Origin of the sequence: Flammeovirga pacifica, from assembly GCF_000807855.2 — a bacterium.
GTDB classification, from domain to species: domain Bacteria; phylum Bacteroidota; class Bacteroidia; order Cytophagales; family Flammeovirgaceae; genus Flammeovirga; species Flammeovirga pacifica.
Genome location: NZ_JRYR02000001.1, coordinates 4,474,846 through 4,500,785, shown reverse-complemented (window position 1 = coordinate 4,500,785; position 25,940 = coordinate 4,474,846). Strand labels below are relative to the sequence as shown.

The window sequence follows — 25,940 nt, the reverse complement described above, 5'->3', positions numbered from 1 at the left end:
TCCCTATCTATTAAGTTAGTCTATCAATTCTTCTGATAATAAATTATCAGCGACCTTATTTAAGATAAATTCTTTATTCCTAGATAAGAACCAATGGTCTCCATGTAATACATGAATTTCAAATGGACCATCAGTATGTTGCTTCCATGGTTTCATTTCTTCAGGTAAAACAACTTCATCTTCCTCTGCAGCAAATGCTGTTATAGGCCAAGTAAAGTTTTCCTTATCCTGATAGTCATACCCCATAATTAACTCCATATCTTTTCTCATAATAGGAAGTATCTGTCTAACGAAGGCTTCATCATCTATATAAGACATTAATCCCATCAACTTAGCTTCAGAATTAGTATCATCCGCAGTTTTATGAATTGTATCTCTATCATTTCTCCAAGTCGGAGTTAAATGTGCAGAGATAGTACCTGATACAAATGAATGTTCTGGACACAATTGATGTTTCTCACGAAGTCTATGTTGTAATTCGTAAGCTAAAATACCTCCAAAACTATGTCCATAAAAAGCAAATGGCTTATCTAAAAGAGGAAGAATTTGTTTTTCTAACTCATCAATTACATCAAAGAATTGAGTAAGGTGATTTTCATCTTTCCTATTTTCTCTACCAGGAAGCTGTACCGCATATACGTCAATATCCTGATGAGCTTCATAAAGAAAATGATTAAACATTGATGCCCCTGCTCCTACAGGATGGAAACAGAATAAACGAATGCGTGCATCATCTTCTCTTTTACGATGTACAAACCACTTATCACCTATTGTTTCTAAATCATCTGCATCTTCAATACCAGAAATATCTGTTGTAATTTCAGGTACTTTCTCTTCTGTTGATTCTGCTTCAAACCCTTTAATCAGATCTTCTGCTAATTCAACTAGAGAAGGCCCTTTAGCAATTTTCATCAACGGATAATTCACTTCCAGCTTCTGAGAGATCCAGTTTCTTATTTGATTTTGCATCAAAGAATCAAGACCCATTTTAGATATAGGGGTTGGAATGTCTACCTTTTCAGGTGATGTCCCCAAAATCTTAGCTAATGCCTGCTGTAATTGTTCCTGTAAGAAAGTATGTTTTTCTTCTCCGTCTTTTGCAATCACTTGGTCTTTTAAAGAACCTCCTGAACCTGATCCGTCCACACTGTCAGTATTCATTAATTCTGCAAATCTCATATCAGTTGCTAACTGAGGGAAGAAATCTCTGAAACGTTTAAAATCTAAGTTAGCTACCATTCTTTGTGTACTTCTTTGCAGAATAATTTTTGAGAATGTTTCTCTTATCTGCTTCAAAGTCAACATTGTCCAACCTTGTGCTTCTAAAACATCAATTACTTGTCCTCCATCTTTAGACATACCAGCATAATCACCTAAGACACCTAAGTTTACAGAATTACCAACTAAACCTAAAGATTGACGATAGGTAGCTAATCTATCTAAAAAGTTATTTGCCGACGAATAGTTTGCCTGTCCTGGAAGACCAAATACTGCTGATATAGACGAAAATGATAAAAAGAAATCTAAATCATGCCCTAAAGATGCTTTATGTAAAGCCCACGCTCCCATAGCTTTCGGAGAATAAACTCTCATGAAACGATCAGCATCTAAATTCGGCATTGTACAATCGTCTAATACAGCTGCAGAATGAATAATCCCTTTAATTGGAGATGAAACTTCGTCAAAAATTTTCTTCAGAGTTTCCTCATGTGTAATGTTTACTTTTGGAAGTTGAACTTTCACGCCCAATGATTCCATGTAAGCTATCACATCTTTGTCGTAATCTGACTTAGCACCTGATCTAGATAATAGAATCAATTCACCTGCTCCATTTTCTGCAATCCATTTAGCTACCTCAAGACCAAATCCTGATGCTCCTCCTGAAACTACATAAGCTGCATTATTATCAAATCTTAAATCATGCGCAGGTAGAACTTCAACCATAGTATCATCCATAGCAACGATGACCTTACCGATATGTCCTACTTGTGATAAATATTTTAAAGCTTTTCCTGCTTCAGAAACAGGAAAGACCTTTAAAGGATGTCCTTCTACTTTTTCTTCTTTAAAAAGATCCGCTACTTCTTGATAAAGTTTTGATGCTAATCTAGGTTTTTGAGCCATCAAACGATCCAAGTCAACCACATGGAAAGAGATATTTTCTCCAAAACGTTTTAATGGAAGTTTGGAGTTATTGTAGATATCAGCTTTTCCTACTTCTACAAATGTACCAAACGGTGCCAAACACTTGAATGATTGTGTAATGGCTTTTCCAGTTAAACTGTTCAAGACCACGTCTACACCATAACCATTAGTATCCACTTTTATTTGACCCGCAAAATCTAATGATCTCGAATCATAAATATTTTTAATACCTATAGAACGTAAATAGTCACGTTTTTCATCTGATCCAGCAGTGGCATAAATCTCAGCTCCAACATTTTGAGCTAATTGAATTGCTGCCAATCCTAATCCACCTGTTGCTGCATGAATTAAAACTTTATCTCCTTTTTCAATGTGAGCTAAATGATTTAATCCATAATGTGCTGTTAGGTAAACTACAGATAATGATGCCGCTTTTTCCCAATTTAAATTAGAAGGTTTTGCAACAACACAATGTGAAGAAGCTGTTGTTACACCTGCTAAACTATACGCCGCCCAGGCTATAACTTCGTCCCCAACTTTCACATGAGAAACGCCATCTCCTACTTCTGTAACTATACCTGAACATTCTAACCCAAGTGTATCTTCTGCTACACCTCCTGCCACAGCTTCTTGAGAAAGAATACCCATACCATTAACAACATCTTTAAAGTTAAGACCCGTTGCTTTTACGGCTATACGTACTTCTTCTTTCTGTAATTTTTCTGGATAAAATGCTCTTAATGATAAGCTATTTAATATTCCATTTTCTCTTACTTCTGCTCTATAATTAGAACCGAAAGCATTCATTAAATGAGGTGCCCTTTCGTCTGCGATATCACCATCTACGGCAACTAGTCTTCTTACATATACTTCATTATTTCTAATTGCGAATTCAGATTCTTCTTCTTTTCCTTCTTGTTCACTAGAAATTACATTAATAAGTTTATTAAGATCATCAGCAGACATTGTTTGATTCATGTCAACTATTCTAACAGGTAATAATGGGAATTCATTCTTAGCAACACGCCCAATACCATAAATTGGAGACTGAGCCAATTGAATAGATTCATCTTCCTCTATTACTTTTTCAGAACCTGATGTTACCAACCAAGTTTGAACAGTTAAATCTTTTCCACCTAATGTTCTCACTAGGTTTAAAGTTGATATACTGAAATGCTCTTGTAATTGAGTAAAAACTTCTAAAGATTCTTTGTCTGAAGTTTGTATATCAAATGACCATAAATAGATGACATGCTGAATATCATTACCTATCGAATCAATCATGTTATCATAATGAGACACGTCGATTGGATTAATAACAAAATTTGAATTATCATCATTTATATAATTCACACCTTGTTTTACAATAATGACTTCTCCGCCTTTCTCTACGATTCTTTGTTCAATTTCTTTGTAGATACTTTGGGCATCAGCAAATATCAGATATTTACCACCTGTATTTTTTTCATTTAAACTTTCTTCTTCAGGAAGAACCCACTGATATTCATAGCAAGGCTTATAAATTTCATTTTTACTTTCTCCTCTAGATCCTTCGATGTATTTCCCTTTGAAGCCTTGAATTTCTGCTACAAGAGTACCATCTTGGTTATAAACTTGGAAGTCGCCACATAAATAAGCTTCAGTACATTCTGATACGGTTACATGCGTATAAACCTTCTTATCCGGCTGAGCAAAAACTTTAAAACGTTCAATTCCGACAGGAAGGTAAATTCCTCTTTTGGCTTCTGCTTCGTTTTTCTTTGCAGCGAAAATGGTATGCAAACAAGCGTCCAATACAGCAGGGTGTACATTATATTTTTCAACACCATATTCAATTGAATCGTGAAGAGTAACTTCAGATAAAACTTCATCTTTTGCTGTCCATAACCCAGTTATTGCTCTAAAAGTATCACCGTAAAGAAGACCTGCACTTTTCAGCTCATTGTACATTGGTACAATTGGCATTCTTCTATTAACCCTTTCTTTTATAGAATTGATATCTGATGGAGAAGAAATAAATTGATCACCCAGAGCATTGATTTTACCGTATGAATGCTTTGTCCATTCAGCGTCATCCTGATTTCTCGGCTTGGTTGAAATAGTATAATCTCCTTCATTTGAGCTAATTTCTAATCTTACATGTGGCATTTCACCATCATCCGGTAAGAATAAAGCGTTCTCAAATTTAATATCTTCCAAAAAGCCAAATTTTTCTCCAAAAGAAGCTTGACCAACAGCAGTTGCAATCTCCAAGTGTCCTGTTCCAGGGAAAATAATCACATCATCTACTTGGTGATCAAGAATATAAGGCTCTTCATTTTTATCCAATTGGATGTCCCAAATAAAGTTTCCTTTATTTACATTAGATGCAACATTACTATTTAGCATTGGATGCACCTTTGTACCTATTCTTTTAGCTTTATGTTCTTCTGTCTCAAACCAGAAAGATTCTTTCTGCCATTGATATTTTGGTACTGATACTTTCTTCTGAGCTCCTGAACAAATATTCTCCCAAGGCAAAGCATGGTTTAAAGAATACATAACACCCACATTCTTCATAAAGACTTGCTTTTCAGCTTCTTTACGACGAATAGATGTAATTAAATGACCTTCAACTCCAGCTTCTTTTAAAAGATCTACAGCTCCAGTTGCCAATACCGGGTGAGGAGCAATCTCTACGAAAGTATTAAAACCATCTTTGATCATCTCCCTTACAGCATCTGTAAAGTATACTGATTCTCTAACGTTCGCATACCAGTATTCTGACACTAGATGAGAACCCGATTCTTGTTTTCCTGAAACTGTAGAATAAAGAGCAATAGTTGCTTCTTGGGGTTGGATATGTCTTAAATCCGAAATCAATTCATCCTTCAATGGTTCCATATGATGAGAATGGAATGGAACATTTACTCGTAAGAATCGATGGAAAATATCTTTTTTATCTAATCTCTCAGCAATTTTTTCAAGAGGAGCTTCGTCACCAGAAAAAGTCAGCATTTTAGGTCCATTAATAGCAGCAATAGAAACTACATCCTCTACACCTACTATTTCTTTTTCTGCTTCTTCTACTGTTAATGCTGCAGCCAGCATTTTACCTTTACCTGTTGCTTTATCTTGACCTCTTGAACGATTATATATTACATCAACTGCTTGTTCTAAAGAAAGTGCACCAGATGTATAAGCTGCTGCAACCTCACCTATTGAGTGCCCTACGACACCTTCAGGAGAAATTCCTGCCGCTTTCCACATTTCCATAAGACCAATTTGTACAGCCATAATTGCAGGCTGAGCAATTCGTGTTTCAGAAATACGAGATTCTTCTTCTGACTTTACTAGTTCTTCTAATAATGACCAACCAGCAATTTTCTGAAGAATTTTATCAATTTTCTCAATTACTGATTTAAATACAGGTTCAGTAGTCAATAACTGTCTTCCCATTCCAAACCACTGAGGGCCTTGTCCTGAAAATATAAATCCAACTTTTGGATTAAAACCTGTATCTTCTGTAGATGCCATACCTACCCTACTTTCATTATTTAGGTAAGCTTCTAAAGCATCTAGTAATTCTTCTTTACTTGATACCGCAATAGTTAAACGGTTTTTTAAATTTGATCTATACTGACCTAAATTATAGCAAATATCTTGTAAGGTATCTGTTGTTTCATTTAAGAAAATGATATGTTTTTCAACCATTTTTTGTAAAGCAGTTTCTGATTGAGCAGAAATACAATACAATGAAATATCATCTTCTAATAATGCCTTTTCTTTATTCTCTACCTCGTTATTTTCTTTAGTATACCCTTCAAGTACAGCATGAGCATTTGTACCTCCAGCACCAAATGAATTTATACCTCCAATAATTTGCTCTGAAGGCCAATCCATTAACTGAGTTGGTACTTTAAGCTTCCATTCATCAAATTTGATTCCTGGATTAGGTGTTTCAAAATGAAGGTTTTTAGGTATTTGTTTGTTCTTTATTGATAAAGCTAACTTGATAATACCTGCTATACCAGCTGCAGCTTCCAAGTGCCCCATATTAGACTTAACGGAACCAATGATAAGTGGTTTTTCTTGATCTCTACCTTCTGAGAATACATTACCAAATGCACTTGTTTCAATAGGGTCTCCTACCTTAGTTCCCGTACCATGTGCTTCTACAAATGCAACCTGAGAAGGTTCTACTTTTGCATTTTTATAAGCCTGACGTAACATATCTGTTTGAGCAGTTGGGTTAGGTACGGTAAATCCGTCTTCAGTATAACCATCTGAATTTACAGCTGTACCCTTAATAGTAGCGTAGATATCATCACCATCTTTAATCGCTTTTGATAAAGGCTTCAATAATATTACTCCAACCCCTTCACTTCTCACATAACCATTGCCACTAGCATCAAAAGATTTACAATATCCATCAGGACATAAGAAATTACCTTTTGACATCATTAATGAAGATTCTGGACGAATCATTAAATTTACACCACCAGCTAACGCAAATTCAGACTCGTTATTCCAAATTGAATTACAAGCTAAATGCACACCAACTAAAGAGGATGAACAAGCTGTATCTAAAGTAACAGATGGCCCTTTTAAATCATATTGCCATGAAAGTCTATTCGCTATTGAAGTTAAAGAAACACCCATAGGAACATGTGGACTCACATGATTTCTTTGTGCTTGTGATGCTTGAATATCCCAATAGTCATTCATGAAAACACCCATATATACAGCTGTTTTCGATCCTTTAAAATCTTCCAACTTCATACCTGCATCTTCCAATGCGTTGTATGTTGTTTCTAAAAGTAATCTTTGTTGAGGATCAATTCTTTCTGCTGTCTTAGGGAAAATTTTAAAAAATTCGGCGTCAAACTTATCAATATCTTTAATAAATCCACCTTTTTTTTGTTTAATTTTCCCTGCTTTATCCGGATTAGGGTCATAGTATTCATCAATACTCCATCGATCTTCAGGAACATCGGTAATACCATTAAAACCCGATTTTAATGCGTTCCAAAATTGATTTGGAGAATTTACATCACCAGGAAAACGACAACCTATACCAACAATGGCAATAGGTTCTTTCTGTTTCGCTTGAAAGGACATGAGTTAATTTATTAGAAGTTTTAAAAAATTGGTTTATTGAAGTTTACTTTAAAAAATAATAGTTTACTACTTCAATATTTTTAAAAAATTATTTCAGTGTAAAAAATATATAAATATTATATTTTGTTCTACAAATTAAATTCAGTGTTATTTAATTCACCTTGAAATAACACAAAATATATCGTAATACCTAAAATATATTAAATACTTTCTTCTAATAATACAACTAATGAATGAATATTCACTAATAATGTTTGTGAATTACTTTCAATTTAAAATGACTCTAAAACGCTTCTCTCAATCCAAAGTACCAAATAAATCCATCTTTACTGTAGGTAGAATCAAACCTTATATTAATTCTAGCATAAGGTAAAATAGTATATCTAACTCCAGCACCAACAACAGGTAACCATTCTGCCTCTGTAAAATCATTGTACTCTCCATAAACTTTGCCGTTACCTAATAATCCCATAAATCTTAATTTATTATCAAAGTAAGGTGTAGTCCAACGAAATTCCACTTCAATATTTAAGGCATTTTTATCTACTCTTCTTCCTGATTGATAACCTCTTTGTACATCTCCATTTACTCGGCCATAATAGGAGTAGTTGGCTCTTTCAGGGCTACCTGCTAAGATATTGCCGTAGACTTTTGCCGCTATAATGTATCTATTAGAAGGATTTAACGACCAAAATCCCATTAATTCTATCATATTCGCTAAATACTTATTCTCCTTTCCTTCAGAAGCGAAATACTGATACCCTGTATATCCAACATAATACCCTTTATAAGGATAATTGATATTATCTCTAGTGTCAAAATCTAATTTGTAAGCTATTCCACTATTCCCTGAGCTCCCTGTTAATCCATTGGCATAAACGAGGGTATCTGATCTAGCATCATTCCCTACAAAATCATTGCTTTTGTAATTAAAACCTAAACCAACATATAGATGAGGAAATACCTTTCTTAAAATATAAGAATCAAACTGAAATACTTCTTGTTTCGCATCTGCATCTGTTAATTGAGTCGTATCGGGGTATACATTGCCATCAGTACCTTTTTGATAATCATATAGATTTAGTTCTTTATTTAAACCTCCACCTCCGCCTCTTACTCTTATTCTCCAAGTATCCTGTTTTAAATAAAGTTCAGTATTGAATCCCAAGATATACGATTTATTCGTGGTATACATTCCATAAAATGAACTCATAGAATTTGGCGATATAGTGTCTCCTTTTGAAGGATAATAAGTTAATATCGGAGCCACAAAAACACCAAATTTTATGGAGGGATCATACATTGGTCCCGGTACAACTCTTAATTTCACTCCCTCCCTTTCTTTCTCTGTGTCAAATTGAGTCATCTCTTTTTTCTTTTTAGATGATTGACCATACATGATTCCGATACTACCAATAAAAAATAGGAGTGTTATATATATTCTGAGTGAGGCCATTTTCAAATTGCTTTTTAATTGGATAATAAGAGCCTTATCAAAATAACAGTTAGAGGTTAAGGAATAAAAAAAAGGTATCATTGCTGATACCTTTCTTATTATTTTGAAATAGATTATAATAATTATCTACTAATCATTTGTCATATCGATAGGCTGACCTGTTGTTTCTAATACTGACCACCAAAGAGCACCATCAACATCAATTTTCTTTCTTGACGCTGTTGCTACCGGAATTGGTAGGTAAGTAAATTGGTTATGCCAACGACCTACTACGAAATCAGTAATACCTGCCATTGCACCATGAACTGCATTTAGTGCTAAGTCATTACAGAATACTGAATCTGCAGGAATAGCCACTTCAGAACGGATAATATAAGAAGGATCGATATATTTTACCGTAGCTTCCATATTCTGTTCTTTAAGGTAATCAGTGATTTGATCTTTCAAGAACACACCAATATCTTGATGCTTAATGTTACCTGATTTATCTTTCACTACTTCAGCCTCCTCAAATAAATGCTGACCTGCACCTTCTGCAACTACAACAAGTGCATGGTGTCTTTCTTCTACTCTTTTTGCAAGAGTTTTCAAGAAACCTTTATCACCATATAAGTCAAATTTAGATTCAGGAATCAATACAAAGTTTACATCTGGCATTGCCAATGCAGCATTTGCAGCAATAAAACCTGAGTCACGACCCATTAGTTTTACAATTGCAACACCATTGTAAGCACCTGTTGCTTCATTATGAGCATCTCTTACAATAGAAGCAGCAGTAGTAAATGCTGTATCAAAACCGAAAGTTTTTGTCATAAAGTTGACATCGTTATCAATTGTCTTTGGAATACCCGCAGTAGCAATTTTCAAACCTCTTCTTTCAATTTCTTCATGGATGACATGGTTTCCAGATAAAGTACCATCACCTCCAATAGTAAATAAGATGTTGATATTTTCTCTTTCTAAAGTATCCACAATAGCAGAAATTTCTTGACGTCCTCTTGAAGACCCCAAAATAGTACCACCAAATAAGTGAATATCTTTTACCACATTTGGAGATAATTTCACCATTTCATGACCATAGTCAGAAATGAAGCCTTGATAGCCATACTGAACACCCCAAATATTTTTTACATTATATCTATAGTATAACCCGTTTACTAAGCCACGAATTACATTGTTGATTCCTGGACAAAGACCTCCACATGTTACAATTGCAGCTTTTGTCTTTGATGGATCAAAGTATATTTCTTTTCTAGGACCTGCTTTCAAGAATGAAATAGGCTCTATGTCATTATTTTTATGTTCTTCAAATGAAGCTAATGACGCATCGTAAATAATTCTTCTTGAGTCTTCTATAAATTCTTTATGAGGAGCATCTTCTTTGTACTCTCTATAAAGTGGTGAAGTTAGTGTAGCTTTACCTAATCTATTAACCTCAAAGTCTTGTTTTGTCAAGTCGTTCATGAGATGAATCTATTTATTTTCTGATATCAATTTCTAAAATGCGAATAACACTAATTTTCCTCTAAAAAAGGATGACAAAAGTAACCCAATTTCATATACTTTTTACACCTTATGCAACCTTTACAATATTCGTTGGTCTTTTGTTTGAATGGTTATTGATGAAACACACTATTCAATATAACTGAAGTAAAATTAAAGTCGGGTATTAGTATTAACTCGGTCACAAATCTACAATAATAAAATGAAATTAAAATTTATTCTTCCGTCGATCGCTACTTTTTTATTAGTATTTAATGTACTATCAGCACAAACTACAAGAGATCTTAAAAGTTTTGAATCTATAGGTATATCTGGGTCTATTGATGTAGTCTTAGTAGCTAGTAATCAAGATAAAGCAGAAATTGAAGTCTTTAGAGGAACAAAAGTAGAAGACGTTGTCACAGAAGTTTCTAATGGAAAATTAGTCATTAAACCGAAAAAAGGAGTTAGAAATGTTAACGCAAAAGTAACATTATCTTATTCTTCGAAACTAAATAGAATCGCCTTTTCAGGGTCAAGTGATATTTCTGGTAAAAATCCCATTAAAGGAGACAACTTAGTATTCTCAGGAAGTGGATCAGGAAGTTTTAAAGGAGAAGTAAATGCAACTACTTTAACTACTTCTTTAAGTGGGTCTGGAAATATTGATGTGGAAGGTGTTGCTGATACATTCACTGTAAATGTTAGTGGTTCAGCAGATGTCAATGCTTTTGATCTTAAATCTAAAATTGTGCAAATCTCTGTAAGTGGATCAGGCGATGTTGATTGTTTTGCCACAGAAGAAATTAATGCCAAAGTTTCAGGATCTGGTGATATTCGTTACAAGGGTACTCCTACAAAAACGAAAATCAAAGTTTCAGGATCTGGTGATATTGAAAATGTTCAATAAGAACACACTTTTTATTTAACACTAAAGAGGCACTCACATCTATATGTGGTGCCTCTTTCTATTTACTTTTTATCATTCTTCTAGCCTAACTCAAAAATATAATCATTTAAAGATATATCTGTGGGTAGTTCAAGTCTCTTCCTTAATCTTTTCCTTGCAACTTTCACACTGTTAATTGAAATCCCCATAATAGAGGCAATATCTTTTGTATTCATTTTTAATCGTATCAAATAACATAGTCTAAGATTACCTTCGGTGAGTCCTTTATTTAGTTCTTGTAATTCTTTAATAAATGGTTGATGAACCTCTGCAAATAACTGATTTAATATTTCCCATTCTTTCTCTAGATTTTCTGCATTTTTGATATCTCTTCGAATACTTTTAATCTTATTTGTCGAAAACTCTTCAGGGTGCGTTTGCAAATGCAATAACTTTTCATCCAATTGTTCTATCAAAGAAGTTAAATGAAGCAACCTTAAAGCATGTGTAGTTAATTCTTTTTCTCTCTTTTCTAGTGTTTCTCTTATTAATATTGATTGTTGGTTTTCTAAATCAGAAAGTACCTGTTCTTCAGAAATGAGTGTCTTCAAACGTTGATTAATTATTTCTTCTACCCTATCGTTTCTAAGATGAGTACGTTTCAATGTCCACCTATAAACACCATATAATGTAATCAGTAAAAGTACAATACATACAATTTTGAATTCAATCCTCTCATAAAAAAATGGTGATAAATTAATTTGAAAAGATTGAATCTTTCCCCATTCTTGATGAGGATATCTTGCCCTTACCTGAAAAGTGTATGTCCCCACTTCGAAATTAGAATACAAACTTGAAAATGTATTTTTAGAAGTTTGCCAATGCTTATCAAACCCTAATAACCTGGTTTGAAATTCTAATTTATGATTTTGCTTGAAATCAACAACAGCGTATTCAAAAGAGAAGTTTCTTTCATCGGGTTGTAATGTTATACTTTTCTTGTGATATATCTTTTTAGATACTGATGGATGATCAGATGCATGAATAATCAGTTTTTTGATAATGGGTTGTAAAGTTTTCACAGAGGTATTCAATACTTTTTGAGGGTAAAAAAAATTCACTCCATTGGTTCCTCCAAATGCCAATAATTCATTCGAAAATTGAGCAGATGCTCCTACATTAAATTGCGGACCTTGTAATCCGTCTGCCTCATTATAATTTAAGATCTGCCCAGTTTTTACATTATATGCTGATATACCTTTATTACTTGATAACCATAAAAAATTATCTGCACTACTTTCTATACCATAAATAAATAAACTTGGTAGATTTTTGTTAATCTCTTCTTCCTCTTCAAATAAATCATCTTGTCTATTTAGCCTCCATAATCCTTTACCAAAAGTACCTACCCAAAAGTTTAAATGTTCATCTTCATAAATAGATAAAATGGCATTATTGACATTCATATTATCGCTTGCCTTATTATTAAAATAAAGTCGTTTAAATTCATCTGTTCGAGGACAGTAACGATTTAGGCCATGAAATGAACCAATCCAAATATCTCCTTTGATATCTTTATACACTTTTCTACAATCATTATTAGACAAAGAATGAGTATTTGATTCATCATATTCATACCTTTTCAATAATCCATTATCAAGATTATATTTTATTACACCTCTAGAGGTTGCCATCCATAATAAAGTATCATTGTCATTTAAAATATCCCAAATCACTTCTTTTTCAATAGAGTAATTAAGTTGATCGTTCCTTATTAGTTTTTTAAACCTTTTTCTATCTGAAGAGTAAAATAATCCATCTTTATATGTACCTACCCAAACAGTATTCTTTACTTTTTGAACGGATAGAATACTTTTATTTTTAAGAAAGGAAGTGATTTTCATAGACGATAAATCAACCTGATGAATACCTCCACCATCAGTTCCTATCCATATTTTTCCTGCGTCGTTTTCTATGCTAGTCACACTACCATTATTCAATCCCAATTCTTTTATAGGCCCTTCACCTATTGTAAAAAAAGGATCATTTAAATTACATTGCAGCAAACCATTACCAAAACTCCCTAACCAAATAATATTATCATTACCGGCATATATGAAATTGATTGTTTTAGCAGAAATCTTTTTATTTAGCACTTTCTGTAACCTATACTTCTTTTTTTCTTTGATCAAAGTATAAGCCCCATGACTCTCCGTACCAACCCATATAATACCTTGCTTGTCTTTTGTAATAGATTTAATTGAATGATTTGTATTTACTACGTGTTCTAATACCCCTTTATTAAAGATGAAAATATCGCCTTGTGCTGTACCTATATAAAGTGTATCGCCAAAGGCTTCTAATAATCTGATTTGTTTTTGATGGAGAAATGAAAGCTGTGGCTGATCTAAATAAGTGTCGGTAGCTAAATCATAAACTGATATACCTTTATTACTTGCAATGTAGAGCGTAGAATTTATCCTTTCTATAGAATAAATATGTGATGTCTCTTCGGAAATGAGTGTATAACCATATTCTCTTTCTCTATACACTCCTTGATTACTCACTCCAACTATTTTTTTATGATCATCATCCCATAATATTTTACATACATCTTCTATAATATTATCCTGAGGAATAATCGTTTCTCTATAAAACTTATTTTCCCCATAATCATAATATTCCAATGATCCATTTGTTCCTATCCACACTTTATTCTCCAAAGAATCCATTGATAAAGTGCGTATAGAATTAAAAGTCAACTTTATTTCAGAGTTGTCTTGAAAGGTGGTGATGCTATTACCGTCGTAGATATTTAATCCATCGTCAGTACCAATCCATAATATACCGTACTTATCTTGAACTAATGCTGTTACATTATTATGAGATAATCCTTGTTTGGCTTTTAGTGCAGTTAGCTTTGTTGGTACAGTAGAATTATTTGTTATATCAAAACCGAGAGTAGTAGAATATATTGTAAAAAAATAATACAATATAATTCTGTAAGTTAGACTGAAGGTCTTCATTATTGCTAGTTGTATTGAGAAATCGTCGATAATTGTATTATTAACACTAATATAGTTTTTTTTTACTAAATACAATTAATATCAAATATTTTTAATAACTGTTTGTAGATAGCTGATATACGATACAGTTAAAAAAAGATAGAGACAAAACAAACGCTTTGCCTCTATCTACTGTAATGAATTTATTCATTACCACATGTGTAAATCATCGAATTATTTTTTTATAATTCTCTTTATAAATTGCTTGTTATCCACTTGTCCTTTTACGATATACACCCCTGATGGTAGTCCTGCTCCATTCAATTGTAATTGATTATTTCCAACATCAATTACTTCTTGTATTTCATGAATTAATCTACCTTGAAGGTTATATAATTGAATATTTAATTGACTAGAATTTTCAACATGGAATTGTAAAGTGGTTAAATCATTAAAAGGATTAGGGTAAGAATTTACTTCTAACAATTCCTTCTCTAATGATTGACCAGATAACAATTCTCTAGTATTACTAGGATATAAAACATCATTCATTGCTACAAGTAAGCTATTTGATGGATCTGGAGAATCAAAAGTTAACTCCCAAATAATTGTTCCTTGTAATCCATTATCTCTAGAATATGCTACTTTGGCAGCTGCACCTTTTGGAGTTTCAAAATAGATTTCTCTTCCATCTAACCCCACATATCCATTTAAACCATTTGCATCATTAGGATCATAAGAAGTTGACGCTTCAGGATAAAGGTCTATAATTTCATCATACCCAATAAAATAGAATCCATTGGCTCCCTGACCTGTTTCCGCTTTTGTTTGTGATAAATCATATCCATAGAAAGGTACTCCTATTGCTAACTTAGATTTATCAATACCATGTCCAGATCCCTGCCATGTAGACCAGTTTCCTGACCAATAACGTAATGATGTTTCTACTGAGTAGATTGGATTAGCATCAGATGCTTTAGTGTATTTACTATTATCTACGTCATATAACGATGAGTGTGGTCCAATTGGTGAATCATTCCAAGATCCTGTAAAGTCATATGTCATCAATCCTAACCAATCCAAATAGGCCACTAAATCTGCATCATAATTATTTCCATACCATGGAGTAGCAAAAACAGCACTTGATAACATCATGGATGGACGTTTTGCTCTTAACATTTTAGCTAATAATGTAAGACCATAAGATGCAGGGTGAGCACCTTGTTCTACTTCTCCCCCCCACTTATCTGTACCTCTAGTTCGACCACCTTGCTCTGCTGTTCCTGATATAGCAGGATCTGCCCACCAACATTCAAGATCTAAATCAATTCCATCTAAATTGTATTTATCAACAAATGCAATTAGCTTATCTGCAGTAGCGTTAATAACCGCTGGGTTATCTTTATACTGTTCCATGACATGTAAGAAACCGAAGTCTTCTGCTCCACCCAATGCTATAGAAACTTTTACTCCTTGAGCATGTGCCTTAGGTACAATTATCGGTAATAAAGAATCCAATACATGTAACGATTCATCACTAAACTCTCCATTAGTAAAAGAGGCTGAATTGTAACCTGCGGCATTATTCTGATAAAAAGTAAGGAAGGCTACATTAACATGAGTTACTTTAGAATAGTCCAAATCACCTGGACTACCTTTCCATGTTGGAACATAACCAATAATTCTCTGTGTTCCATTTGGTGCTGGAGCAAAAGGCCCAGTTAGATTGATCGTACCATCAGGATTTACATCACTTACCGAAGATTGAGTAAACTGTATTACTTTTGTCGCTGTCGTTACATTTCCTTGTGCATCAGTAGCAGTAGCAACGATTGAATAATTCCCAAAAGTAGAAGGTGTGAATGTTGTCTTATTTCCATTAATCGAAATACCATCAACATTTATTACAACGTCAGATACAACACCATTTTCATCCTGTGCATCTACTTCAATATCAATTGTTGTCAAAGAAGTATAGGTATCTCCTGCTGGATGTAAGAAAGTTACCTCAGGAACAACATCACCTAAGCCACCGTTTCCACAAACCTCGCCTGTATCTTCCCAAGGATCGCCATTTCCTGGCTCATTCCCTTGTGTCCACCATTTCGCTTTGTAGATTTTTCCATTATAAACTACCTGATTACCTCCTGAATAGATTGATTCAGTATCCCAGCTAGGATGAGGACAATCCACCACATCTTGTACTTCTGATACAATAACTGTAGCTGATTGCTTTGCAGTTAAGCCATCATTATCAATCACTGTTACTTCTACAAGATAAGATCCGTAGGTTGTTACCTCATGAGCACCTTCTGCTACCTCAGTTCCATTAATTGTATAAATAGTAGAAGCTATCGTGCCATCTTCATCATTTGATGTTGAAGACAAAGTGAAGGAATAAGGTAAATTGGTTTGAACAGTCTCACTTCCTGGCGAAGTCAATTGTACCGTCGGAGCAAGAGGCTGTACTTCTGCCAAAGTGATATTGACAGTTTTTGACGTAGACAAACCAGAATCATCCGTTACCGTAGCAATAATTTCATAATCTCCATAGGTTTCAGCAGTATAGGTATCTCCTGAAGCCAATGTTCCGTTTACAGTTACTTCAACTGATGTTACAATACCATCTTCATCTGAAGAATTTGTAGACAAATCAATTATATAAGGTAAGGTATTTTGCATAATTGTACCTGATGACAATGTTACAAAAGAAACTGCTGGTGAAATTGGTCCCACTTCACATGGACCTAAAGTTTTCCACCAATGTTCTGCTGATCCCGGAACAACATTATAAAGGTTACCTACTTGTGCTTCATAAAGTCCCCCTTGATAACTCACCACATCACCTGTATTGTAAATAGCTGGATAAGCTTGATATTCTGGAGCATCACAGTTACCCGTTCCTCCTCCTGTATTTGTTTCTTCTTCGATAAGAATTGTTGATGAAGTGGAAGCGATCTCTCCTTCATTATCAGTTGCTGTGACGTTAATTGTATATTGACCAAATGCGGAAGGAGTCCATGACGCTGGCGAAGTTGTAAATGTCTGACCATCGACAGAAATCATGATTGAATCTACAATACCATCCACATCTTGTGCATCTACTATTATTTCAATAGCTTCTAAAGTAGCCACTGTCAAAGTTGTAGCATCTAAAGGAGCAGTAATCAATACAGTTGGTGCTTGATTAGGAATAGAAGTATCTTTTATCAAGATAGCAGCTATTTTAGTGGTCACTTTTCCTTGATCATCTGTTGCTTTCACTACAACAGTTTGCTCACCGAATGAAGAAGGAGTAAAAGTAACCTCATATATACTTCCATTTAAAACAGGTGGAATAACAGTGCCATTAACTGTTACTTCTACAGAGGCTAAAGCCACATCATCACTTGCTGTAAAAGTGAAAGAAACATCTTCTAATACGGTTGTTTCTATTGGTGCTGGAATTGAAATTGTTACCTCAGGAGCTGGATTTATTGGACCTGAACCTTCCGCAAAAACTTTATTCACTACATGTGCCAATTCAGGTACTGTAGTCGGGCATAAAGGGTAAGTACCAACTTTACCGCTTTCCGGACCTACATTCCAATCTGTAAATACTTGCCATATAATAACCCCTCCAATTTCATTATCATTTATATATTCTGATTTTAGAGTAATAGATTGTTCATCATCATAAGATGTAAAATAGTTATTTCCTCCAGCAGATTTAGTTAGATAAGGTACTTTAGCAATGTCATCCCAATGCTTTGTCCAACCTCCTGAAGCCATCGCATCTTTAATCTGAAAATAATATGGAGAACCTTCTGTTGCTCCCCAGTTATTTAGATCTGCCGCTGAAGATACAGGTCCATCAACAGAAAAAGTTACATCTTTTTTTATTGTCGGTGCATTTACACCGGCAGGGCCATCAGTAACAACACCACGACCATAAAACGCCATACCCATACATACTTTTTTAGAATCGATTCCTAAAGAATCTTTCAAATAAGAGAACGTGGTATGCCATGAAAAATCGCCCCAATCTTCACCTGGGTAAGGATACAAAGGTGAATTATGACCTGCAATATCTGACCACCCTCCATGAAAGTCATACGACATCATGTTATAATAATCCATCACTTTATCTAGTTCTGCCCACTCTAAATTTTTCAATTTAGTTGGTGCAGCAGAGAAAGCTGCTGTAATCAATCGGTCTGGGCCTATAGCAGTTCTGATATCTTGCATTAGAAGAGTGAAATTATGATAATCATCTTCTGTACCTGTAAAATTCATTCCTGCAAATGGACCTGGATATTCCCAATCGATATCAATCCCATCAAAACCATATTCTTCTACCAAAGTAACACAGTCTTGAATGAATCTTGCTTTTTTCACAGGGTCTGCAGCCATTTCTGGAAAATGTTTACACATAGACCATCCACCAATAGAAGCCATTACTTTCACACCGTACTTGTGTGCAATTTTGATCATACCTGGTGAAGGGTATTCAGTTAAAGGCCATTTGCCTTGTTCACCTGTTGCTGTTCTGATCCAGCCATTATAAGCACCACTTGGTTTTGGCTCATAACCTAGTTCATACAACACATCGTCCCATCCCCAAAATTCTTGAGGGAAACCAAGAACCAAAGCCTGATCATGAGATGAATACTTATCAGGGTGAAGCATCTCTCCTGGCTGTTGAATAGTCCCTTCTTTGTAGATCTGTTTGTTTCTAAGATCACCACTATGCAATGAACCATCAACAGCTACTCCGAAAAAAGAAAAGTTCAGAATAGTGTACTGAGAATAGTCGATGTTGTAGTGATTTAGGGAACCTTTGGGAATGTTGAAATCTTGGCCTTTCCATGCGTCCCAATTTGGAACATAGCCAATTACTTGTTTAGTGTGGTCCTTTGTTGCGTAAGGAGCTCCTGAGTCGATTTGCCCCATGGTACACATTGGCATCATAATCATGAGCCAAGTTGTAAGTCCAATGAGGAACTTTTTGTAGATGTTGTTCATCCTTTTGTGATAGTTAGATTAAAAATAAGAGTAGTACTTGATTTAAGTTTGGATATTACTGAAGTAAACTTGTTGCTACTCAAGTACAAACCTATTTATTATCTAACCCACATTAAAAAGTGTGATATATACAATTAGTGATACATCTATGCCATATTTATAGACAAAAAAGGGTACAAAAAGTATCTACCCTAGGGGTACATACCTTTTATACCTTTACCAATTGACCCTTTTTTAAGGATACAACCCTTTTTAAGTAATCAATTTTAAGAGCTTTTTATCACAAATTTTCTTCCTGCCCAAGTCGTCCCCATCATACCAACTAAAACTACAGATATAGAACTTAAAGGCATTAATATGGCTGCAATTAATGGAGATAAGTTTCCTTGCACGGCAAAACTTAATCCTATAATGTTATAGAAAAAAGAAATTACGAAACCTACATAAACCATTCGAACAGCTATTTTAGAAAAACGAAGATATTTATGTAAATCCTTCACTTTATTCGCTGCCAATATCCCATCACATGCTGGAGAGAATTGATGTGCATCTTCTGCTACAGCAATACCAACATCAGATTGTTTTAATGCTCCTGCATCATTTAAACCATCACCAATCATCAAGACTTTTTTATTATTTGATTGATGCAACTGGATATCATTCATTTTATCCTTAGGAGATTGATCAAATTTCATCTCAGTTCCTTCAGGAAATATTTTCGATAAACGTTCTTTTTCTGATGAGTTATCACCAGACAAAAGGGAAATACCGTAGCTTTTTTCAACTAATTGATGTAATAACTTATCGATTCCCTTTCTTAAAGATTGAGCTAATGTAAATCGCCCAACGGTAGCATCACCTATTTGGACATAAGATACTGTTTGGAATGTTTTCTTTGTAAAATGATCAGAAGTAACAAAACTAGCCTTGCCCATTTTCATTTCAACCCCATCTACAATGCCTTCAATACCATTACCCTCTACTTCTTTAAATTCTGAGACGGATAACTTTTTGTCAAACGGTTTCATTGCATCGGCAATTCTACTTGATACAGGATGTGTCGATTGGGAAGTTAAAGCATACACCATTGCTTTTTGAGTCTCAGAAAGAGTTTCACCTTCATAATTAATTCCTTGTTCTTTAGCAGAGGTAATTGTTCCTGTTTTATCAAAGACCAAATGATCTACACTTGCCATTTTTTCAACTGCTCTTACGTCACGAACATATAACCCAAAACGGGCCATTATTCTCATTGCATTACCTAAGGCAAAAGGAGCATTTAAAGCTAATGCACATGGACAAGCAATAATTAACACTGCAGTAAAAGTATTTACAGCGTGTGTAGGACCATCCACATTCCACCAATAAACACCAGCAATTGATGCTACTAACAGAATGATCAATGTAAACCACTTACTAATCACATTGGTTTTTGTATGTAGAAAGTCCGCTGAGTTTTCATCTGTAAAGGTTTGCTCATTCCATAACCTTGTAAGATATGATTGAGAAACTTCTTTTGTAACCTCTATTTGAATTACTCCGGCGGTTTGTTTCCCTCCTGCATACAAAAGATCCCCAGATTGTTTACCAACAGGCTTGGATTCTCCTGTTACAAAACTGTAATCAATTTGTGCATCACCTCTTTTTAAGATGGCGTCTGCAGGTATCAATTCACCATTTCTAATTTCTAAGGTATCATTCACCTCTAATTTACTTAAAGGTATATTTTCCTTTTCACCACTTACTATTCTAGTAACAGCAATAGGGAAGTAAGATTTATAATCACGTTCAAATGATATATTATCAAAGGTCTTTTGTTGAAACCATTTCCCAATCAATAAAAGGAAAATTAAAGCACCTAAAGAATCCAAATAACCTGCACCTGTTTCTAATAAAATTTCAAAAGCACTTCTTAAAAAGAGAGCAAAAATACCTAAGGAAATAGGCACATCAATATTCACTCCTTTGTGTTTGATCGCTTGCCAAGCAGAAGTTAAATAGTCTTTTGCTCCATAGAAAAATACGGGAAGACTCAGAATTAAATTAAGGTAGCCGAATAAATCAATGAAGTTTTTATCCTCAACTGTTATCCCTAAATATTCAGGAAAACTGAGCATCATGATATTACCAAAACAGAAGCCTACCACTCCTAATTTGATATAAAATGATTTTTCTTGACTTCTTCTCTGTTTCTCTTTCTTATTTTTTTCTAGATCATCCAAATTGATTAAAGGTTCATAACCAAGATTAATCAACATTTCTACTAAGGACCTAAGGTTTATTTTTTCTTCTTCAAAAGTGATATAAATTTCACGTTTCAAGAAATTAACTTTAGCCTCCAAAATACCTCCTTGTAATTCTGGTAATTTCTCTAACAACCATATACAAGAAGAACAATGTATTTGAGGAAGGTAAAAAGATAGTTTAGCGATAGTACCATCTGTAAAATCAATCAGTTTACTCTGGATAACCTCATCATCTAAATAAGCTAATTTTTCTTTTTGAGAGCGTCCTTTTTGTCTTACACCTGGTTGATTGTTTAATCGATAATAATCTGACAGGTTATTTTCTTGTAACAAGTCATACACCATATGACAACCATTACAACAAAACTTCTTACCCTCATCATTAGTGATGATTTCATCGACACAGTCTTCCCCACAGTGAAAACAACTTTCTTTATTATTATTTGAGTGCATTCAGTTCATTTTCAATTAAGAACGGCAATTTACACCCTGAAATCATATTTCTTTATTGATAATTGTCAATGAAGTAGAATAATTCACATTTTTTACACTACTTTTGGTTAACCAATTTTTATAAGGATAAAAAATATACATGAAACTTCAACTAGGCAAAGGTTCTCAACAAATGCTTTTAGCTGCGTTTATCATTACGAGTATGCAGGTAATTGTCAAAGTAATTAATCACATTCCTCCTCAAGAAATCGTATTTTTTAGAGCTTTAATTGCTTTTGTTATCAGTTATGTTACTCTTAAACGACAAAATGTAAATGTATGGGGAAATAATAAAGGATGGCTTCTCACAAGAGGTTTCGTAGGTACTCTAGGAATGGTTTTACTTTTTGCTAGTTATCAAAATTTACCTTTGGCAACTGCAGTTGTATTACAGAATTTAGCACCTTTATTTACAGCTGTACTTGCAGTGCTTTTCTTAAATAAAACATTAAAACCTATTCAATATCTTTTCTTCGTCCTCTCTATTATAGGCGTAATAGTAATTAAAGGTTTTGATCCAGATGTTGATATGTTTTACTTAATAGTTGCTGTTCTTGGAGCTTTAGCTGCTGCGGGTGCTTATACTGCTATTGGTAAATTAAAAGGAAAAGAACACCCTGTTGTTATCATCTTCTATTTCCCATTTGTGGCTGTTCCATTAACTGGAGTTTGGTGTTATTATACAGAATGGATTACTCCTATGGGGTGGGATTGGGTCGCATTATTGACCATTGGTATTCTATCACAAGTGAGTCAGATACTACTTACCAAGGCATATCAATCTGATGATGATACAGCCACTGTTGCTAGTATGAATTATAGTAGTGTCATTTATGGAGTTGTGTATGGTATTCTACTATTTGGAGAATTCTTTTCATGGCAGGTATTAATGGGAATGCTATTAGTGGTCGCTGGATCAATACTAAATTTGATTTACACCAATAGAAAAGCCGCTATTTCTGAAGCAAAAAATAATTAATGAAATTAATTTGAATAAAAACTATTCTCAAATTAATATCTACAGATAGTAAAAGGGTCGATAAATTCTAAAATTTATCGACCCTTTTGTGTTATTAGTGAACAAAAAATGTTTTTATTCTTCTTCAGATTTTGATGAATTAAGCTTCACTCCTCTTCTTAAGTAAGCAGGTACATCTCTAAGATCTTTTAACTCATCGCTAGAAATATCTTTCATTGAGTCGATCTTTTTATAACTGCTAAGTCTACCTTCAAAGGGTGTTTCAACTGCTTCTGTACTTTCAGATTTTTGTGCTGATGGTACTGGAGCATCATAATCATCTTCTAAAGAATAAACTGTTTTTGCTTTTTCTTCAGATTCGTTGGTTTGGGGAGCCGCTGAAACTTCATCCACAGGTGTTTCTTCCTTTGGAGCTTCTTCAACAACTTGAGGTGTTTCAACCTCCACTTTTACAGGTTCAGGCTTAGCAACGTTAGTCACAGGGCGGTTTATTTTACCACCTAAGCCAGACTCCCCTTTGCTAAAAAAATCAGATGACGGTGTATCGTTATCAGCTTCAAAACCAGTTGCAATAACAGTTACGCTAATAGCATCACCAAGAGATTCATCTTTAGCAACACCGAAGATTACTTCTGCTTCTTCTCCAGCTCTATCTTGGATGTAAGTAGTTACTTGCTCCAATTCAGCCATATCAAGATCATCATAATCACTTACTACTAATGATAATAAGATATATTTAGCATTAGTAATATCAGTATTGTTTAATAATGGAGAGGCAATAGCTTGTTCCGTGGCTCTAATTGCACGGTCTTCACCCGATTCAATAGATGAGCCCATTACAGCCGTACCAGCTTCTCTCATTACAGTGTTGACATCCTCAAAGTCAACGTTAATATATGCATCAACAGTAATGATCTCTGCAATCGACTTTGCTGCTCTTGCCAAAACATTATCAGCTTGAGAGAAGGCTTCACGCATAGATGAACGACCGTAAACTTCTTTAAGTTTTTCGTTCAATATTACCAATACTGTATCACAGTGTTCTTTTAATTCTTCGATACCTGTTAAGGCACGTCTTTCTTTTGGTTTACCTTCAAAACGGAAAGGCATTGTAACAATACCTACAGTAAGGATACCTAAGCTACGTGCAATCTCTGCTATTACAGGTGCTGCACCAGTACCGGTACCACCACCCATTCCAGCCGTAATAAATACCATTTTGGTACCATTAGACAAAAATTGCTTTATATCGTCCTTTGTCTCTAAAGCAGACTCTCTACCTATCTCTGGCTTTGCACCAGCACCAAGGCCACTTGTCAACTCAAGACCAAGTTGTACTTTATTAGGAACAGGACTAGATTCTAAAGCCTGTTTATCAGTATTAGCGATGAAGAAATCCACATCATGGATTCCTAGTTCATACATGTGTCTGACAGCATTACCACCGCCTCCACCAACGCCAACCACTTTGATAATTTTGTTAGCAGCAGGATTGCTAGACATATCAAACTCGTAGCTCGTTTCAGTCATAGACTTAAAAAATTTATTTTTCTAAACCTAAAATTAGGTCTTTATTTCTGTTTATACTCAATTGCAAAATTAATTGCAAATTTTAAAAGATAATACTAATCTGAGAAGTATCTCAAGAAAATTATTATTCTTAAGACTGAAATTACATAATTTTAATACTACCTCCTAGGAGTATTAAAAAAATCCAATTTAATCTTTATAATCTTCATCGTCTTCATAGTCATCTATCAACAAATCTTTAGCTTTTTGTAAAAAGTCAGAAAAAATGTTCTTTCCTCGAGGAGCTGTCGTGTCTACCACTTTCTCTTTTTCAGTAGAAAAACGCTTTTTCTCCTCTTGGTGAATTGGCTGTTGATAAATACTTCTAGGACGATCTTTATCTCTTTCATCAATTGATTTGAACCCTGCTAATGCTAAGCCTAAAGCTGTTGCAAATTTAGGATCTTTCACTTTTTCAGAGCCGTGCGATTTACCCAAGAAAACTGTAGGATAACCAATACGAGTATCCAATCCAATTTTATATTCAAACAAGTGTTGTAAGTTTCTCAACTTAGCACCTCCACCTGTAAGAACTAATCCTCCAGCTAATTTATCTAGATAACCTGAATCTTTTAATTCAGCTTTAATTAGGTCAATAATTTCTTCCATTCTAGCCTCAATTATGTAAGCTAAGTTTTTGATGGAAACCTCTTTTGGTGTTCTATTATTAATACCTGGTATTTCAACTACATCAGAATCTTTGGTATTTGCTGCCATTGATTGTCCAAATTTGACTTTCAATAATTCAGCTTGGTTTTGCATTACTGCACAACCTTGTTTAATATCAGATGTAATGATATCACCTCCAAAAGGAATAACTGCAGTATGGCGAATAATACCATCATAAAAGATAGCAATATCAGTGGTTCCTCCACCAATATCAATAATCGCTACGCCTGCTTCCTTTTCTTCTTCAGAAAGTACTGCCATACTTGATGCTAATGGTTCTAACATCATCTGATCACTTTCTAAATTACTTCTTTCAATACACTTTGTGATATTTCGTATCGAGTTACTGTTTGCAGTTACAATATGAAAATCAGCCTCCAATTTCACACCTGCCATTCCTACAGGGTCCTTAATTTTCTCTTCGCTATCAACAGTATAATGTAATGGAAGAACATGGATAATTTCTGTACCAGGTTCCGTGATTACACGGTACATGTCATTAGTAAGACGCTCAACATCCGTAACAGAAATTTCATCCTCCTGATGGGGCAATGTGATACTACCATGTTGTCTAAAGCTTTTGATGTGCTTACCAGCGACACCAACATTGACAACATTGATCTCGATATTAGAATCATTCTCAGCATCAGTAATTGCTTGATCAATAGCTTCAGTTGTTTTCGCTATATTACTCACAGTACCGTCACGAACACCCTCAGATGCGGCATGCCCCAAACCTAGGATTTCTAACTGATTATGCTCATTCATTCTACCAACCACGGCACACACCTTTGTGGTTCCTATATCAAGCCCTACTATAATCTTTTCTTCCATATTCAAAGTGTATTTTGACAAGTAACATCTGGGTTTTTGTTATTTTGGAGGAGTTACTTTTGTACAATTC

Annotated in this window: 10 protein-coding genes; 2 read left to right on the top strand and 8 right to left on the bottom strand. The window is 34.4% G+C overall.

The window, feature by feature from the left end; genetic code table 11:
- Positions 1-15: 15 nt before the first annotated feature.
- From NH26_RS17810 to NH26_RS17800, 3 genes are all read right to left on the bottom strand, one after another.
- Positions 16-7,245 (bottom strand): type I polyketide synthase, encoded by a 7,230-nt coding sequence (locus NH26_RS17810; RefSeq protein WP_044220190.1) that lies wholly within the window; start codon positions 7,243-7,245, stop codon positions 16-18.
- 283 nt (positions 7,246-7,528) lie between these two features.
- A complete protein-coding gene (locus NH26_RS17805; protein WP_139263153.1) occupies positions 7,529-8,701 on the bottom strand; it encodes a BamA/TamA family outer membrane protein in 1,173 nt (390 codons plus the stop codon).
- Between the two features lie 129 nt (positions 8,702-8,830).
- Positions 8,831-10,165 (bottom strand): ATP-dependent 6-phosphofructokinase, encoded by a 1,335-nt coding sequence (locus NH26_RS17800; protein WP_044220185.1) that lies wholly within the window; start codon positions 10,163-10,165, stop codon positions 8,831-8,833.
- A gap of 241 nt (positions 10,166-10,406) precedes the next feature.
- On the opposite strand from NH26_RS17800, the gene NH26_RS17795 reads away from it, so the two are divergent.
- Positions 10,407-11,093 (top strand): head GIN domain-containing protein, encoded by a 687-nt coding sequence (locus tag NH26_RS17795; protein WP_052431862.1) that lies wholly within the window; start codon positions 10,407-10,409, stop codon positions 11,091-11,093.
- A gap of 80 nt (positions 11,094-11,173) precedes the next feature.
- Here the strand turns inward: NH26_RS17795 and NH26_RS17790 are convergent, their stop codons facing one another.
- The 3 genes from NH26_RS17790 to NH26_RS17780 all read right to left on the bottom strand — a co-directional run bounded on the left by NH26_RS17790 (position 11,174) and on the right by NH26_RS17780 (position 21,780).
- Complete coding sequence (locus NH26_RS17790; protein WP_044220182.1) at positions 11,174-14,098, bottom strand: ligand-binding sensor domain-containing protein; 2,925 nt, start codon at positions 14,096-14,098, stop codon at positions 11,174-11,176.
- A 213-nt stretch (positions 14,099-14,311) separates the two neighbouring features.
- Positions 14,312-19,081 carry a glycosyl hydrolase family 18 protein gene (locus NH26_RS17785; RefSeq protein WP_052431861.1) on the bottom strand — a complete coding sequence of 1,590 codons (4,770 nt, stop codon included), beginning with the start codon at positions 19,079-19,081 and terminating at the stop codon, positions 14,312-14,314.
- A gap of 266 nt (positions 19,082-19,347) precedes the next feature.
- Positions 19,348-21,780: a heavy metal translocating P-type ATPase gene (locus NH26_RS17780; RefSeq protein WP_044220181.1), complete on the bottom strand. Its 2,433-nt coding sequence runs from the start codon at positions 21,778-21,780 to the stop codon at positions 19,348-19,350.
- A 139-nt stretch (positions 21,781-21,919) separates the two neighbouring features.
- Here NH26_RS17780 and NH26_RS17775 point away from each other — a divergent pair, with 139 nt between their 5' ends.
- A complete protein-coding gene (locus NH26_RS17775) occupies positions 21,920-22,798 on the top strand; it encodes a DMT family transporter (RefSeq protein WP_052431860.1) in 879 nt (292 codons plus the stop codon).
- A 114-nt stretch (positions 22,799-22,912) separates the two neighbouring features.
- Here NH26_RS17775 and ftsZ read toward each other — a convergent pair whose 3' ends face one another.
- The gene (ftsZ, locus tag NH26_RS17770; RefSeq protein ID WP_071397204.1) at positions 22,913-24,328 is read right to left on the bottom strand and encodes a cell division protein FtsZ; all 1,416 of its coding nucleotides are present in this window, start codon (positions 24,326-24,328) and stop codon (positions 22,913-22,915) included.
- A 189-nt stretch (positions 24,329-24,517) separates the two neighbouring features.
- Positions 24,518-25,870 carry a cell division protein FtsA gene (gene ftsA / locus NH26_RS17765; protein ID WP_044220177.1) on the bottom strand — a complete coding sequence of 451 codons (1,353 nt, stop codon included), beginning with the start codon at positions 25,868-25,870 and terminating at the stop codon, positions 24,518-24,520.
- Between the last annotated feature and the right edge of the window lie 70 nt (positions 25,871-25,940).